Below are 14,762 nucleotides of genomic sequence, written 5' to 3'. Positions count from 1 at the left end.
TTGCCGCAAACCGAAATACTTGATTCTGGAACTTCGTGTTACTGCTGCGCACCGTAATAAATTCTTCACCGGTACGGGGTGCGCATTATACGAGAAATCCTTTCAGTCGCAAGAGTCTAAAAGCAAAATTTTGCGCTTTCAGTGCGTTTGCTGATTTAATCAGCAACCTGATGATTTCCTGCGCACCCTTAGGCGATTAAAGCTGCAAGAAGTGTTCGCGGTAGTAGGCCAACTCCGCAACGGACTCGCGGATATCATCCAGCGCCTGGTGGCTGCCCGCTTTTTTGAAGCCCGGCAGGATATCGGGTTTCCAGCGACGCGCCAGTTCTTTCAGCGTGCTGACATCCAGATAACGGTAGTGGAAGTAGGCTTCCAGCTCCGGCATGTATTTGAACAGGAAGCGACGATCCTGGCCAATGCTGTTGCCGCAAATCGGAGAAGTGTTAGCCGGAACCCACTGCTTGAGAAATTCGATGGTCGCCAGCTCTGCAGCACGGTCGTCGTATTGGCTGGCTTTCACACGTTCTACCAGGCCACTGTTGGTGTGCGTACGCACATTCCACTCATCCATCAATGCCAATTGCTCATCAGACTGATGCACCGCAAACACCGGGCCTTCTGCCAGGATATTCAGGTTGGCATCGGTGACGATCGTGGCGATCTCAATAATGCGATCCTGCTCCGGATCCAATCCGGTCATTTCCAGGTCGATCCAAATCAGATTATTTTCATTTCCAGCTGTCATGCGTTTCCCGCCTGTTGCCAAAGTCGTCATTACACTCGTTTCAGGTGTATCATAGACGTTTTGCCCAGCGGGGCGAAGCCTGGCGAAAGCCGTGAGAGGATGCGTGAGCAAAAATAAACTGTCGAAGGGTCAACAACGTCGCGTAAGCGCTAACCATCAGCGTCGTCTGCAGCAACGGAATGAAAAGCCGGAACCGGATGACAACCTGTTTGGAGAAGCGAGCGAAGGCGTGGTGATCAGCCGTTTCGGCATGCACGCAGATGTGGAAGACGGCGTAGGCGAAGTGCATCGCTGCAATATCCGTCGCACCATTCGCTCGCTGGTCACCGGCGACCGTGTGCTGTGGCGTGCGGCCATTGGCGGCGGTAAAGGCATCGTGGAAGCGGTTCATGAACGTAAAACGGTACTGACGCGTCCGGATTTCTATGATGGCGTCAAACCGATTGCAGCCAACATCGATCAGATCATCATTGTGTCGGCGATCCTGCCGGAGCTGTCGCTCAATATCATCGATCGTTATCTGGTGGCCAGTGAAACCCTGGGTGTTGAGCCGCTGCTGGTACTGAACAAAACCGATCTGCTCGACGCGGAAGCCCGCGCGTTTGTCGATGAGCAGATGGATATCTATCGTAAAATTGGCTATCGCGTGTTGATGGTCTCCAGCCGTGCCAAAGATGGCCTGGCGGAGCTGGAACAGGCCTTAACCGATCGCGTGAGCATTTTTGCCGGTCAATCCGGCGTGGGTAAATCCAGTTTGCTGAACAACCTGTTGGGACTGGAATTGGCGGGCGATGAGATTCTGACCAACGATGTGTCTGATAACTCCGGTCTGGGACAGCACACCACCACCGCTTCGCGCCTGTATCACTTCCCGCACGGCGGCGACGTGATCGATTCTCCAGGCGTACGTGAATTCGGTTTATGGCATCTGGAGCCGGAACAAATCACCCGTGGATTTGTCGAATTTCGTGAGTTTATCGGCGGTTGCCGTTTCCGCGACTGCAAGCATGATACCGATCCCGGCTGCGCCATTCGCGAAGCGGTAGAGGAAGGAACAATCAACATCTCGCGCTTCGATAACTACCACCGGATTCTGGAGAGTATGGCGCAGGTAAAAACGCGTAAAAACTTTTCCGCCAGCGAAGATTAACGGGTACAACGGCACATTCGCCAACTGACCGGGGCGCTGCTACAATCCGCCCCCTTTTGTGTAAACCAAGCGTAATTAAGCCAGGAGGCAACGGTGTTTGATCGTTTTAAACTCGGCCTGAATCATATTCTGCCTAAAAAAGGGCTGACCGAACTTGCCGGCTGGGGCGCCAGTCGTCGCGGTGGCTGGCTGACCAAAGCGGTCATCGACATGTTTGTCTGGTACTACAAAGTGGATATGGCCGAAGCCAGCAAACCCCATACTGGTAGCTATCGCACCTTCAATGACTTCTTCGTGCGTCCGCTAAAAGAGGGTGCGCGCCCGATTGATCCCGATGCGACCCTGCTGGCGCTGCCAGCTGATGGCGCGGTGAGCCAGTTAGGCCGCATTGAAGGCGATCAGATCTTCCAGGCGAAAGGCCATTACTATTCGTTGCAGGCCTTGCTGGCCGGTAACGACGATCTGGCAGAAAAGTTCGTCGATGGTGAGTTCATCACCACCTATCTCGCACCGCGCGATTATCACCGTGTGCACATGCCCTGTAACGGTATTCTGCGCGAAATGATTTATGTGCCGGGCGATCTTTACTCCGTCAACCCGCTGACAGCACGTAACATCCCGAATCTGTTTGCACGCAATGAGCGTGTGATCTGCGTCTTCGATACCGATCATGGCCCGATGGTGCAGATCCTGGTAGGGGCAACCATTGTCGGCAGCATCGAAACCGTGTGGGCGGGCACCATTACGCCACCTCGTGAAGGGGTGATTAAACGCTGGCGTTATCCTTCAGCGGATCATGACGGCGCCGTTGTGTTGTTGAAAGGTCAGGAAATGGGACGTTTCAAACTCGGTTCGACGGTGATTAACCTGTTCGCACCGGGCCGCGTCAAGCTGGCGGAAAGTCTCGAAGCCGAGAGCAAAACCCGCCTTGGCCAACCGCTGGCGATTGCCCTGCCGCAGCCCGGCGACAGCGCCCCGCTCGCTGAATAACCGGAACCTCTCCCGTGCGCGTTCTTCTCTCTCTACTGCTGAGCCTGGTGCTCAGCAGTTCTGTATTGGCAGCCACCGTTCCTCCTGCGAGTCAACTGAAGCAGGAATTGGATGCGGCCAAATCCGCCAAAGCCTCTCCCGCTCAAGCCGAGCAAGTTCAGGCGATTGAAGCGGCGATCAATTTCCTCTCTGAACGAGATGAATCGCTGGAGCGTGCCAAACAGTATCAGCAGGTGATTGATGATTTCCCACGGCTGGCACGTGAACTGCGTCAGCAGATTGCTACGCTGACCGACAGCAGTAAAACGGTGCGCACCAACATGAGCAGCGCCGAGCTGGATCAGGAAATCCTGCAAATCAGCAGCCAGCTGCTGGAAGAAGGCCGCCAGGCGCAGCAAGAGCAGGACCGCGCACGTGAAATCAGTGACTCACTGTCACAGTTACCGCAGCAGCAGACTGACGCACGCCGGGCGATGACCGAAAGCGATCGCCGCGCTCAGGGTTTCTCAGCGGCCGCCACGCCGCTGGCTCAGGCGCAGATTTATGCCCGCCTGGCCGAAAATGCTGCCAATAAAGCCCGTGTCGATGAGTTAGAACTGGCACAGCTCTCCGCCAATAATCGCCAGGAGCTGGCGCGTATGCGGGCGGAAGTGCATCAGCGTAAAGTGACGCAGCTGGATAACTATCTGCAATCGTTGCGCAATCAGCTGAATAATCAGCGTCAGCGAGAAGCGGAACTGGCGCTCGAACGCACTGAACAGCTGGCGGAAAACAGTGGCGATTTACCGGCTTCGATCAGCGATCAATTCCGTGTCAACCGTGAGCTATCAGCCGACCTGAATGCGCAAGCCCAACGTATGGATTTGGTCGCTTCGCAGCAACGTCTGGCCACCAACCAAACGCTACAGGTACGCCAGGCTCTCAGCACGCTGCGCGAACAATCACAATGGCTGGGCGCCTCGAATCTGCTGGGTGAAGCCTTGCGTGCGCAAGTCGCCCGATTGCCGGATATGCCGAAGTCGCAGCAGATAGACAGTGAGATGGGCCAACTGCGTGTGCAACGGCTGCATTATGAAGATTTGCTGGAGCGGCAAAAGGATCTGCGCAAAGAGAAGCAGGATGACGGCACGCCGTTCACCAGCGAGCAAACCCGTATTCTTGATGCCCAGTTGAAAACCCAGCGCGAGCTGCTCAATTCACTGATCTCCGGCTGCGATACACTGATTCTGGAAATCACCAAGCTGAAGGTGTCGAACACGCAGTTGCAGGACGCCCTGGGTGAAGTGAAGGAAGCCACCCACCGTTATTTGTTCTGGACGGCGGATGTCAGCGCCATCGACCTGAAGTATCCGATTGACGTGGCGCGTGACTTAACCCGCCTGCTGTCGCTGGATACCTTAGGGCAACTCGGTAAAGCGCTGGCGATGATGTTTACCAGCAAAGAAACCGTGATGCCAATCATCTGCGCAGTGCTGTTGGTGGGCTTCAGCATCAGCTCGCGCCGTCATTACAATGCCTTTATGGCGCGTTCCGCCAGCAAAGTGGGCAAAGTGACTCAGGACCGCTTTAGCCTGACGTTGCGCACTGTGTTCTGGTCGATTCTGGTCGCCGTGCCGCTGCCGGTATTGTGGGCCGCGCTGGGCTTTGGTTTGCAGCATGCCTGGCCTTATCCGTTTGCCGTTGCGATTGGAGATGGCATCACTGCCACGCTGCCGCTGCTGTGGGCCTTTATGATCAGTGCTGCTTTTGCGCGTCATGATGGGCTATTTGTGGTGCACTTCCGCTGGCCGCAGGCGCGAGTCGCGCGTGCTATGCGTTACTACTCGCTGACGGTTGGCCTGATTGTGCCGCTGATCATGCTGCTGATTGCCTTTGCCAATCTCGACGATCCACAGTTCTCCGGCACGCTCGGTCGCCTGTGCTTCATTTTGATTTGCGGTGCGTTAAGTATTGTCACCGTCAGCCTTAAACGTGCAGGCATTCCGCTGTATCTGGATAAAGAGGGCAACGGCGACAACTTCGTTAACCGTATTCTGTGGAACCTGATGATTGCCATCCCGCTGGTAGCGGCGTTGGCTTCCTGCATCGGCTATCTGGCGACCGCGCAGGCGCTGCTGGCGCGCCTGGAAACCTCGGTAGGCATTTGGTTCTTCCTGTTGGTTATTTACCACATTATCCGCCGCTGGATGCTGATCCAACGCCGTCGCATCGCCTTTGATCGCGCCCGCCAACGCCGTGCCGATATGCTGGCGAACCGCGCGCGCAGTGAAGAAGAGAAAGAGCAACAGGCTCCCGCCAACGCCGATACGATTGAGATCGATGAACCGAGCCTGGATCTGGATGAGATCAGTGCGCAGTCGTTGCGTCTGGTGCGCTCTATTCTCACGTTGATTGCGCTGGTATCGGTGATTGTACTGTGGTCAGAAATTCACTCGGCCTTTAGTTTCCTCGACAACATCCCACTGTGGGATGCCAGCACCACGGTGCAGGGCGTGGAGAGCGTGCAGCCGATTACGCTGGGCGCGGTGCTGATTGCCATCCTGGTGTTCATTATCACTACTCAGCTGGTGCGTAACATGCCTGCCCTGCTGGAACTGGCGTTGCTGCAACACATCAGCCTGTCACCTGGCACCGGTTATGCCATCACTACCCTGACCAAATACGTGCTGATGCTGATTGGCGGATTAGTCGGCTTCTCGATCATTGGCGTTGAGTGGGCAAAACTGCAGTGGCTGGTGGCGGCATTAGGTCTGGGGTTGGGCTTTGGTATGCAGGAGATCTTCGCCAACTTTATTTCTGGCCTGATTATCCTGTTCGAAAAGCCGATCCGTATTGGCGATACCGTCACCATTCGCGATTTGACCGGCAGCATTACCCGCATCAATACCCGCGCCACCACGATTACCGATTGGGACCGTAAAGAGATCATCGTGCCTAACAAGGCCTTTATCACTGAGCAGTTCGTTAACTGGTCGTTGTCGGATTCTGTCACGCGTGTGGTGCTGACCATCCCGGCTCCGGCACACGTCAACAGTGATGAAGTCACCAACATTCTCAAGCAGGCGGCCGAGCGCTGTACCTACGTGCTGGATATGCCCGCACCGGATGTGTTCCTGGTGGATTTACAGCAAGGCATTCAGCTGTTTGAATTGCGTGTGCACGCAGCTGAGATGGGCCACCGCATGCCGCTGCGTCATGAGTTGCATCAGTTGATTCTGCGCGGCTTTGAAGAGCACGGTATTGAGATGCCGTTCCCACCATTCCAGGTGCGTATGGAAACGCTGGGACGTAAAACACCGGCCAGCAATGGCTCACCGTCCAGCCAGACCTTTAAATCTGGCGGCTTATAAATGACAACGCCCGGCAATCACCGGGCGCTGTTTTTTCTGCTGAGCGTTACTTCACAAACTCTTCGCCCTGCGCGATATCTTTCTTCAGCGTATCCAGCATCCCGTTAAGCGCCTGCTGTTCAAACGCACTCAAAGAACCCAACGGGCGACGTTCCACGATACCGTTCTTGCCGATGAGCAGCGGCTGGGAGAAGAAGCGCGCATACTCACCGTCCCCTTCAACATAAGCACATTCGACCACGTTTGCTTCGCCCTGCAGCGCACGCACCAGTGAGAGACCAAAGCGCGCAGCAGCCTGCCCCATGGACAAGGTCGCCGATCCACCACCGGCTTTCGCTTCCACCACTTCGGTGCCCGCGTTCTGAATGCGTTTCGTCAGGTCAGCCACTTCCTGATCGCTGAAGTTGATGCCTTTAACCTGCGACAGCAGCGGCAGAATCGTCACGCCTGAGTGACCGCCCACCACCGGGACCTCGATCTCAGTTGGCTGCTTGCCTTTGAGCGCTGCGACAAAGGTATTGGCGCGGATAATGTCGAGGGTTGAGACACCAAACAGACGGTTCTTGTCATACACGCCGGCTTTCTTCAGCACTTCAGCCGCAATGGCCACCGTGGTGTTAACCGGATTAGTGATCACGCCAATCAGCGCTTTCGGCGCGGTGCTGGCAACCTGCTCGATCAGGTTACGTACAATGCCCGCGTTAACGTTAAACAGGTCGGCGCGATCCATGCCGGGTTTACGTGCCACACCCGCAGAAATCAGCACAATATCGGCTCCCTGCAGCGCAGGTGTCGCGTCTTCGCCACTAAACCCTTCCACCTTCACAGAGGTAGGAATATGGCTGAGATCAACCGCCACACCGGGCGTGACCGGGGCGATATCATAAAGTGAGAGAGCGGAACCTGCGGGTAATTGAGTTTTGAGCAGCAGTGCGAGCGCCTGGCCAATACCACCGGCTGCACCGAGAACGGCAACTTTCATCCTGAACTCCTTATGAAGGTGGGGCAGAGATATGCCGAAAATCCATCAGGTTACGAGTTTAATCAACTTCTCAGGCGATAGCGACAAACCTGTCGCGCAATAACATGACGCCGCAATCGGCTCCCGAGACATCTCCACTTCAGAAGTCGCCTGAATGATACAATCGCAGCCAGAAGACAATGGACGGCAATGATCATCGATATAGTTGTTACCACTTCAATACTATAACAACATTGCAACCTTCGCTTTGCGCGTCAGCCCGCGATTTTGGCGCAACACAAAACTCTGCTATGATGCCTGTCCGCAGTTGATTAGCGCGATTCTCTCACTACGCTTATTGCATAAAAATTCATCTAAATGCATAATAATTTATCTGCCGCTGGCCTGTTGCCTGCTGCACCCCTCTTTTATTGGTAGCTTATGCGAAACCCATCAAAACAAGACGACTTGATCAAAGCGTTCAAAGCGTTATTAAAAGAAGAAAAATTCAGCTCTCAGGGCGAAATCGTACAGGCGCTGCAGGAAGACGGCTTCGAGAACATCAACCAGTCAAAAGTTTCTCGTATGCTGACCAAGTTTGGTGCCGTGCGCACCCGCAATGCCAAAATGGAAATGGTTTATTGTTTGCCAGCCGAACTTGGCGTGCCGACCACCACCAGCCCATTGAAGAATCTGGTGTTGGATATCGATTACAACGATGCCTTAGTGGTGATTCACACCAGCCCGGGTGCTGCGCAGCTGATTGCACGCCTGCTGGATTCACTCGGTAAAGCGGAAGGCATTCTCGGTACTATCGCGGGGGATGACACCATCTTTATTACCCCTGCGCGTAGTTTCTCCGTAAAACAGCTGCACGATGCCGTGCTGGTTTTATTCGAACAGGAACTATAAAACCCTGGTCTTAACCGGCAGATCATCTGCCGGTAACATCCTTCCTGACGATCCGTTACCCGCCACGCTTGTTACAAAATCCTTTTTTAATAATAAGTTATCGATATAGCTGCCGGTTCTGCATCTGCCAAAATATTGGTACGACCTTTTCCCCTTCTTAACCATTCGCGCTATTTTACACTGCTTTACATATCGTGCTTAGAGGTTATGGCTTCCTAATACGTATCAGCCAGCGAGATCAACCATGATCTTTCGCACGAAAAGATAATTTGATGCAGATCATTGTTTTTACGAATAAATAACAGCCAATGGTTAAGAATCAACCGGTTTTAATAACTTCCAGTTCTAAAAAGGTGCCATAAGGATAAAGAATAACAACCAAACATTATTAGCCAGATATTAATTTCATGGGTGATTAGATCTATACTTGTTTTCGTGATGCAAATCACACGAAAGAAAAAGATAAAAACAGAAGACGAGGAAAAATACCATGAACGTTAAAACTACTATCGCAACCCTGAGTGTTCTATCTGCCCTGTCATTTGGTGCTTTTGCAGCAGATTCTATCAATGCCCAACAGGCAGCGAATCTGCAACCTGCCGGCACCATTAGTGTGAGCGGCGTGGGCGGTTCTCCGATGGATATCCATGAGCAGCTGAATGCCAAAGCCGATCAGGAAGGCGCTAAAGCCTACCGTGTGATCGAAGCGAATACCGGCGACAGCTATCACGCCACCGCTGAACTTTATAAATAAGTTTGCTGAACAAGACGCAGTGTGAACGGCGACCCGTTTGAGACGCATTTGCCTCTCAGGTTGCCATACCCCATTTCAGGAGAGTGAATCATGAAAACCAAATTAGCTATCGCCATCGTAGGTCTGGCTTCCGTATTGTCCTTCGGTGCCAGTGCCGCCAGCCTGGTTTCTAACGAACAAGCCGAGCAACTGCAACCGTTGAATCAAACCATCAGCGTGAGCGGTGTTGACGGTGACCAGACCAACGTCCGTCAGGAACTGTCGCAGAAAGCCGATGCTCAGGGTGCCAGCCATTACCGCATCATTGAGAATAATCGTGGCGACACCTTCCACGTGACTGCAGAACTGTACAAATAAGACTACATCGAACGTCGGGCGCCTGAACGGCGCCAGACAATTTATCGACGACCCGCCTCACCCACCCTTGCCGCAGGTTGTTGATTACAACGAGGAGAAAAAATCATGAAAATCAAAGCAACCATCGCAGCCGCCAGCCTTCTTTCCCTGTTTGCCTTCGGTGCATCAGCCGCCCAACTGGTAACGGATGAGCAGGCGCAAAATCTGCAACCTACCGGCAGCACTATCACCATCAGCGGTACCGGCGGTTCGCCAATGGATTACCGTGCTGAGCTTTCTCAGAAAGCCGATGCACAAGGTGCCAGTGCTTATAAAGTGATTGAAGCGAAAACCGGCGACAGCTATCACGTGACCGCCGAGCTGTATAAATAATTCCTCGTCAATTCTGACGAACCCTTTGGCCCCGCTCGCCGGGGCCCTTTTTCGGCTTGTCACTTCACATTAAAGCGGAGCTGGCCTTCCAGCTCCTCTTCTGCTTCATCAAACAGCAGGATTAATGCGCCATACCGGCGTTTCTGCCCTGTCCCCAGATTCACAAACTCAATTTCCAGCGGCAATGGCAACTGCTCCCCAAGTATCGCATCCCAGAGATCGTCAAGATCGCTGATGGCCAGATCCGCCAGCGCAAAACGATCGCTGAACTGGCGATAGAAATGGGCTTGATCGACGATTTCGTCGAAATCAAAACGCTCGGTTCTCATCGTGATTCCCTCTTGCAGGCAGGGCCGCCCGTCAGGCAAGCCCACCAATGTGCAGCGCTTTCACTTCCAGGTACTCTTCCATCCCCAGCACCGAACCTTCGCGCCCCAAACCGGACTCTTTTACACCGCCAAACGGTGCCAGTTCAGTGGATACGGCACACTCATTAATGCCAATCATCCCGGCCTCCAGCGCCGCCGAGACCCGGAACACCCGTTGCAGATTTTGCGTGTAGAAATAGGCGGCTAATCCGTATTCCGTGTTATTGGCGCGCTGAATGACATCGGCTTCATCATCAAAGCGGAAGCAGGCGGCGACCGGACCAAAGGTCTCTTCCTGGGCCAGCTTCATCCCCTCATGCGCCTCGGCAATCACCGTCGGCTGCCAGAAGTTGCCTCCCAGCGGATGACGTTCGCCGCCAATCAGCAACTTACCGCCTTTGCTCAGCGCATCCTTAACGTGCTCCTCTACTTTTTCCAGCGCCGACTGCTCGATCAGCGGGCCGACTATCACGCCTTCCTCTACGCCATTACCCACTTTCAGCTTGCCCACGGCATCGGCCAGTTGATTGACGAAACGATCGTAGACCGCGTTGTGTACATAAAAGCGGTTAACGCTGACACAGACCTGGCCCGCATTGCGGAATTTGTTAGCAATTGCGCCCTGTACCGCCGCATCAATATCCGCATCCTCAAACACGATATAAGGCGCATTGCCACCCAGCTCCATCGAGACTTTCTTCATGGTGTCCGAGGCGTTGCGCATCAGCGTTTTGCCCACGGCGGTTGAACCGGTGAACGAGATTTTACGCACCGCGGGACTCGACATAATGGCGTCGCTAATGGCATGGGTATCGCCCGCCACCGCATTCAATACGCCGTCGGGTACGCCCGCTTCCTGCGCCAGCGCGACTAACGCAAACGCACACAGCGGCGTATTGTTCGCCGGTTTGATGATGCCGGTGCAGCCTGCTGCCAGCGCCGGGCCCAGCTTGCGTGTCAGCATCGCCATCGGGAAATTCCACGGCGTGATAGCCGCCACCACACCAATCGGTTCACGTGTTGCCAGAATGCGCGAACCCGGTTTCGCCGGCGGGATGATTTCGCCGTTGGCACGTTTAGCTTGCTCGGCAAACCATTGAATAAAGTTGGCGGCGTACTCGACTTCGCCTTCGGCTTCTTTCAGGGGTTTGCCCTGCTCGGCCGTCATCAGTTGCCCGAGCCAGCTTTTGTTCTCAATGATCAGTTGATACCAGCGATTAAGAATCTCCGCGCGCTGTTTCGCGGTTTTATCACGCCATGCCGGAAAAGCCTGCTGAGCGGCAGCGATGGCCCGCTCGGTTTCCGCCTTACCCGCGCGTGCGACTTTTGCCAGCACTTCGCCGGTTGCCGGATTAGTGACGTCAAAGGTGGCACTGGCGTTGTGCCACTGGCCCGCAGCGAAATAGCCGGTTTTGAACAGCGAGTGTTGCTGTAGAGAGGTGGACATTATTCTTCTCCTGCTAGTTTGCATCCTGTCAGGAAAGTATAGATGCCAATATCATCGGGTTTTGTGTCAGCGTGGGATCAAAAAGGCCGCTGCAACGTGCAGCGGCCGATTTCAGATTTGGATGAGGGTGTTTTGGTATTTATCCAGCATCAACGACAGCCGTTTCACCGGTTCGGTAACGCTCTCCGGTGCCGAATAGTGATGGAGCTTTTCCTGATAAATCTCCAGTTCCTTCAACAAACGCTCAAAGTAGTAGCGCCGCTTGTCATCGCTGGTGGCTGAAATCACGCGATCGGCGGTGTATCGCAACTGACGGTGATAAGCCGAAAGCTCCGCGTTAACCGGGACTTCAGCATTACGCAGTCGCTGATGACCGATAATCAGCGTCAGCGCGATGCGGTATTTGTCGATATCGCCGGGGAACAGATTGAGCAGCAGGAACAGCTGCTGATAGAGCGCGGGCAGATGATTCTCGCGACGGCGCGCCTGATTAGTGGTCAAGGCCGCCACAGCCGCATACATAAAGCGATTCAACAATTTACGGCCGGTACGTGCTTTGGATTTATCGCGAATCAGCAGAATCACCATCATCGCCACAAAGCTGCCGATCCACTGGCCCAACGCATTATCGAGGAAGACGTTGAACTCGAACTTCATCGGATTATCCAGCACCAGCACATTGATGGTGCCAATCAACGCACCTAACGTACCAATCTGGCGTCGTTGCACGAAGATACCGCCGATAAACCCGAGTGCGCCAATCGCGATACACAACAACAACGCGCTTTGCTGGGTAGCTGGCAGGATATAGATGAAGTAGAGCATGCCGAGTGGTACGGCGAAGGCCATACCGTAGAAGAAGTCTTTCGCCATCATCAACGGATTCGGCATACGCATCGCCAGCGCGGTGATGACGGCCAGCATCACCATACAGCCACTACCCGAAGTCCAGCCGGTATAGAGCCAAAACAGAGAGCCGAGCGCGGTCGCCACAAAAGTACGCACGCCGTTGATCATCGCATGATGGGTTTCCGCCGAACGTGCCTGAATCACCACTTCGCGCTGCAGGATACTCTCTTCCAGCGTGGTAATGCGGCTGTTACTGCGTACACCATTAATCAGCAGCAGATACTCTGTTGCTGCGCCGACCCAACTTGCCACCGTCATCGGCACATTTTTGTTGCTGACGCTGATCAAACGACGCATCACCTTCATACGCTTATGCACGTCATCGACGTTATGGACGTCTTTCTCAATCAGCAGGCGATACTGCGTCGGAATATAATCCGGACGAGCGTTTTGAATCAGGAAGGTTTCAGCGGCTTGCGTAATTAACGTCAGCGACAGCGTATTCAGCATCTGTAACCGGCGGCTGGTATTTTTCCAGCGCGAAGATTCCATCAGCAATTGGCTGCGCATGCCGTTGAGTGCCGTGGTGCGACGTACCAGCGCGCTCCAGGTACGATCCACCTCGTCTTTATCCGCGTGGGCGACACACAGTTGCAGCAGTTTGTAATGCGCCACCAGCAGCGAATCGACTTCAGCATCAATCACTTTTTTGATCGAGCGCGGCGAAAACAACATATCCGCAAGAATCGCACACAGAATCCCAATGACGATTTCACTGCAACGTTCAACGGCAAACTGGGGTGCCAGCGTTAAACCGCCACTGGCATCGGCAGTAATCACGATAATCAGTGCAGTGTAACCCGCCAGTCCCAATGCGTAAGAGTTCTCGACCTTAATCAGCGAAGAGAGCCAGACGCACATCCCCGCCCATAAACAGCACAGCAGCAGCATCACCACCGGTGCACGCACCGTAGCGATCATGATAGTGAGGGCGGCAATACAGCCAATAAATGTACCAATGATGCGCAGAATGCCGCGATAGCGCAGTGCGCCAGAATAGGGATCGCCCCCCGCAGCAAAGGCGGTACCACCGGCAACAATGCCGGCGGTCATCACCGCCCAACGCGGCGTTTCCAGATTAAAGTGAAAGCCAATCATCAGCGCCGCAACCAGCGCAAATGTCAGCTTCACCGGGAAACGCAAAAACTCAATCATAACGCCCTCGCTTAACCAAACTCGCGCAGGCGGTTAAAGAACTGCGTCAACGGCGAGACTTTGGTCTGGCGATCTTTATCACCGGTGATCACCACCGTGGCGGTAGTGCCCGCCGGGAAGCGGTTGCCCGGTTGATCGTCAAGACGAATACGCACCGGTACGCGCTGTGCCAGTCGTACCCATTCGAGGTTGGAATCGATGGTCGCCATACCTTTGCTGTCCACGCTGCTGCTGCTGTTGGTCACACCCGCCGCGATGCTGTCCACCGTGCCGCGCAATACGGTATTACTGCCCAGCGGGGTGATTTCAGCGCGGAAGCCCGGACGCACGCCATCCAGCTTGGTCTCTTCCATATAAGCCAGCACATAGAATGAGTGCTGCTGTACCAATGCCACGGCAACGGAACCACGGGTGATGAACTCGCCCTGATAAACGTTCAGGTTAGTGACCCAGCCATCTGAAGGCGCTTTGATGGTGGTGCGATCCAGGTCGATCACCGCCAGATCGCGCGTTGCCACCGATTTTGCCAGCTGATGTTCGCTGGTTTGCAGATCGTTATTAGCCTGGTCGATGGCTTCACGCGACATGGCACTGGTGCCGAGTTGATTACGGCGCGCCGCTTCACGACGCTTTTCATTGACTAATGCCTGGTAATATTCGACATCCGCCTGGGCTTCATCCAGCGCTTTCTGGTAGCGCGGGCGATCCACGACAAACAGCGTATCCCCCTGTTTCACCAGCTGGTTGTCGTGCACCGGCACGTCAGTGATAAGGCCGGTCACGTCCGGCGAGATCGCCACCACATCAGCGGAGAATTTGGCGTCACGCGTCCAGGGCGATTCGGTGTAGAACACCCAGGCGCGGAAGATGATCACGATTGCGATGATAACCAGCAGGATAGTAATCGCGTAACGCGCGATTTTTCTTATGAGCGCTTTCACTTAAAAACCTCAGACGAATAGACGGGATACAAGGTAAAACACGCAGCAATACAACGCTGTGTTAAAAAGTGCCGGATGCCACACCAGGTCATAAATTCCGCTGGGCGTCAGCACGCGTTTCACCAGCCAGAACAGCGCCAGAGAAACCAGTAGTTCAATGAAGATGGGCGGAAAACTCAGCCCGAATACGACAAATACCGGAAGCACACTCATTACGGTTCCTTAGTTCGACCTTGCCGGATTGCACCGATACCTGCCCTCATGCCGCATGGCACGTCGGGTTGAGAATCAGGGGATGATTGGGAGACTGATGGCAACATTCAGGCCGCGTTGAGCTAATGATAGCGTATC

General features: G+C 54.3%; 14 protein-coding genes. 7 read left to right on the top strand and 7 right to left on the bottom strand.

The annotated features are described in order from the left end of the window. Positions 1 to 196: 196 nt before the first annotated feature. On the bottom strand, positions 197 to 745 hold the full coding sequence (gene orn / locus FD744_RS14610; RefSeq protein ID WP_034829381.1) for an oligoribonuclease: 549 nt from the start codon (positions 743 to 745) through the stop codon (positions 197 to 199). 103 nt (positions 746 to 848) lie between these two features. Between orn and rsgA the strand changes: the two genes are divergently transcribed. The 3 genes from rsgA (at position 849) to mscM (ending at position 6,235) form a co-directional block, all read left to right on the top strand. Then, entirely contained in the window at positions 849 to 1,895 is a 1,047-nt protein-coding gene (rsgA, locus tag FD744_RS14605) for a small ribosomal subunit biogenesis GTPase RsgA (RefSeq protein ID WP_034829385.1), read from the top strand. Positions 1,896 to 1,988: 93 nt separating this feature from the next. Next, positions 1,989 to 2,885 carry an archaetidylserine decarboxylase gene (gene asd, locus FD744_RS14600; protein WP_034829399.1) on the top strand — a complete coding sequence of 299 codons (897 nt, stop codon included), beginning with the start codon at positions 1,989 to 1,991 and terminating at the stop codon, positions 2,883 to 2,885. Positions 2,886 to 2,899: 14 nt separating this feature from the next. Further along, the gene (mscM, locus tag FD744_RS14595) at positions 2,900 to 6,235 is read left to right on the top strand and encodes a miniconductance mechanosensitive channel MscM (protein WP_160868573.1); all 3,336 of its coding nucleotides are present in this window, start codon (positions 2,900 to 2,902) and stop codon (positions 6,233 to 6,235) included. A 46-nt stretch (positions 6,236 to 6,281) separates the two neighbouring features. Here the strand turns inward: mscM and mdh are convergent, their stop codons facing one another. Then, positions 6,282 to 7,217, bottom strand: a complete 936-nt coding sequence (gene mdh / locus FD744_RS14590; RefSeq protein ID WP_160868572.1) for a malate dehydrogenase — start codon at positions 7,215 to 7,217, stop codon at positions 6,282 to 6,284. Between the two features lie 420 nt (positions 7,218 to 7,637). Between mdh and argR the strand changes: the two genes are divergently transcribed. The 4 genes from argR (at position 7,638) to yhcN (FD744_RS14570) (ending at position 9,591) form a co-directional block, all read left to right on the top strand. After that, the gene (argR, locus tag FD744_RS14585) at positions 7,638 to 8,108 is read left to right on the top strand and encodes a transcriptional regulator ArgR (RefSeq protein WP_034831131.1); all 471 of its coding nucleotides are present in this window, start codon (positions 7,638 to 7,640) and stop codon (positions 8,106 to 8,108) included. 490 nt (positions 8,109 to 8,598) lie between these two features. Then, entirely contained in the window at positions 8,599 to 8,862 is a 264-nt protein-coding gene (gene yhcN / locus FD744_RS14580; protein WP_034831133.1) for a peroxide/acid stress response protein YhcN, read from the top strand. 90 nt (positions 8,863 to 8,952) lie between these two features. Then, positions 8,953 to 9,219, top strand: coding sequence for a YdgH/BhsA/McbA-like domain containing protein (locus FD744_RS14575; protein WP_034831135.1), 267 nt, complete (start codon positions 8,953 to 8,955; stop codon positions 9,217 to 9,219). Between the two features lie 105 nt (positions 9,220 to 9,324). Continuing rightward, positions 9,325 to 9,591: a peroxide/acid stress response protein YhcN gene (yhcN, locus tag FD744_RS14570; protein WP_034831137.1), complete on the top strand. Its 267-nt coding sequence runs from the start codon at positions 9,325 to 9,327 to the stop codon at positions 9,589 to 9,591. A 59-nt stretch (positions 9,592 to 9,650) separates the two neighbouring features. On the opposite strand, the gene FD744_RS14565 is transcribed toward yhcN (FD744_RS14570), so the two are convergent. The 5 genes from FD744_RS14565 to aaeX all read right to left on the bottom strand — a co-directional run bounded on the left by FD744_RS14565 (position 9,651) and on the right by aaeX (position 14,624). Continuing rightward, positions 9,651 to 9,920 carry a hypothetical protein gene (locus tag FD744_RS14565; protein ID WP_034831139.1) on the bottom strand — a complete coding sequence of 90 codons (270 nt, stop codon included), beginning with the start codon at positions 9,918 to 9,920 and terminating at the stop codon, positions 9,651 to 9,653. A 31-nt stretch (positions 9,921 to 9,951) separates the two neighbouring features. Beyond that, on the bottom strand, positions 9,952 to 11,406 hold the full coding sequence (locus tag FD744_RS14560; RefSeq protein ID WP_160868571.1) for an NAD-dependent succinate-semialdehyde dehydrogenase: 1,455 nt from the start codon (positions 11,404 to 11,406) through the stop codon (positions 9,952 to 9,954). Between the two features lie 111 nt (positions 11,407 to 11,517). Next, complete coding sequence (gene aaeB, locus FD744_RS14555) at positions 11,518 to 13,470, bottom strand: p-hydroxybenzoic acid efflux pump subunit AaeB (protein WP_058959561.1); 1,953 nt, start codon at positions 13,468 to 13,470, stop codon at positions 11,518 to 11,520. A gap of 11 nt (positions 13,471 to 13,481) precedes the next feature. Then, a complete protein-coding gene (aaeA, locus tag FD744_RS14550) occupies positions 13,482 to 14,411 on the bottom strand; it encodes a p-hydroxybenzoic acid efflux pump subunit AaeA (RefSeq protein ID WP_058959562.1) in 930 nt (309 codons plus the stop codon). Positions 14,412 to 14,420: 9 nt separating this feature from the next. After that, positions 14,421 to 14,624 (bottom strand): p-hydroxybenzoic acid efflux pump operon protein AaeX, encoded by a 204-nt coding sequence (aaeX, locus tag FD744_RS14545; RefSeq protein WP_021508145.1) that lies wholly within the window; start codon positions 14,622 to 14,624, stop codon positions 14,421 to 14,423. Positions 14,625 to 14,762: the final 138 nt, after the last annotated feature.

Source organism: Pantoea sp. Taur (genome assembly GCF_009830025.1).
Lineage (GTDB): Bacteria > Pseudomonadota > Gammaproteobacteria > Enterobacterales > Enterobacteriaceae > Pantoea > Pantoea communis.
The sequence above is the reverse complement of the archived record's forward strand: the minus strand, read 5'-3'. Positions and strand labels throughout refer to the sequence as shown.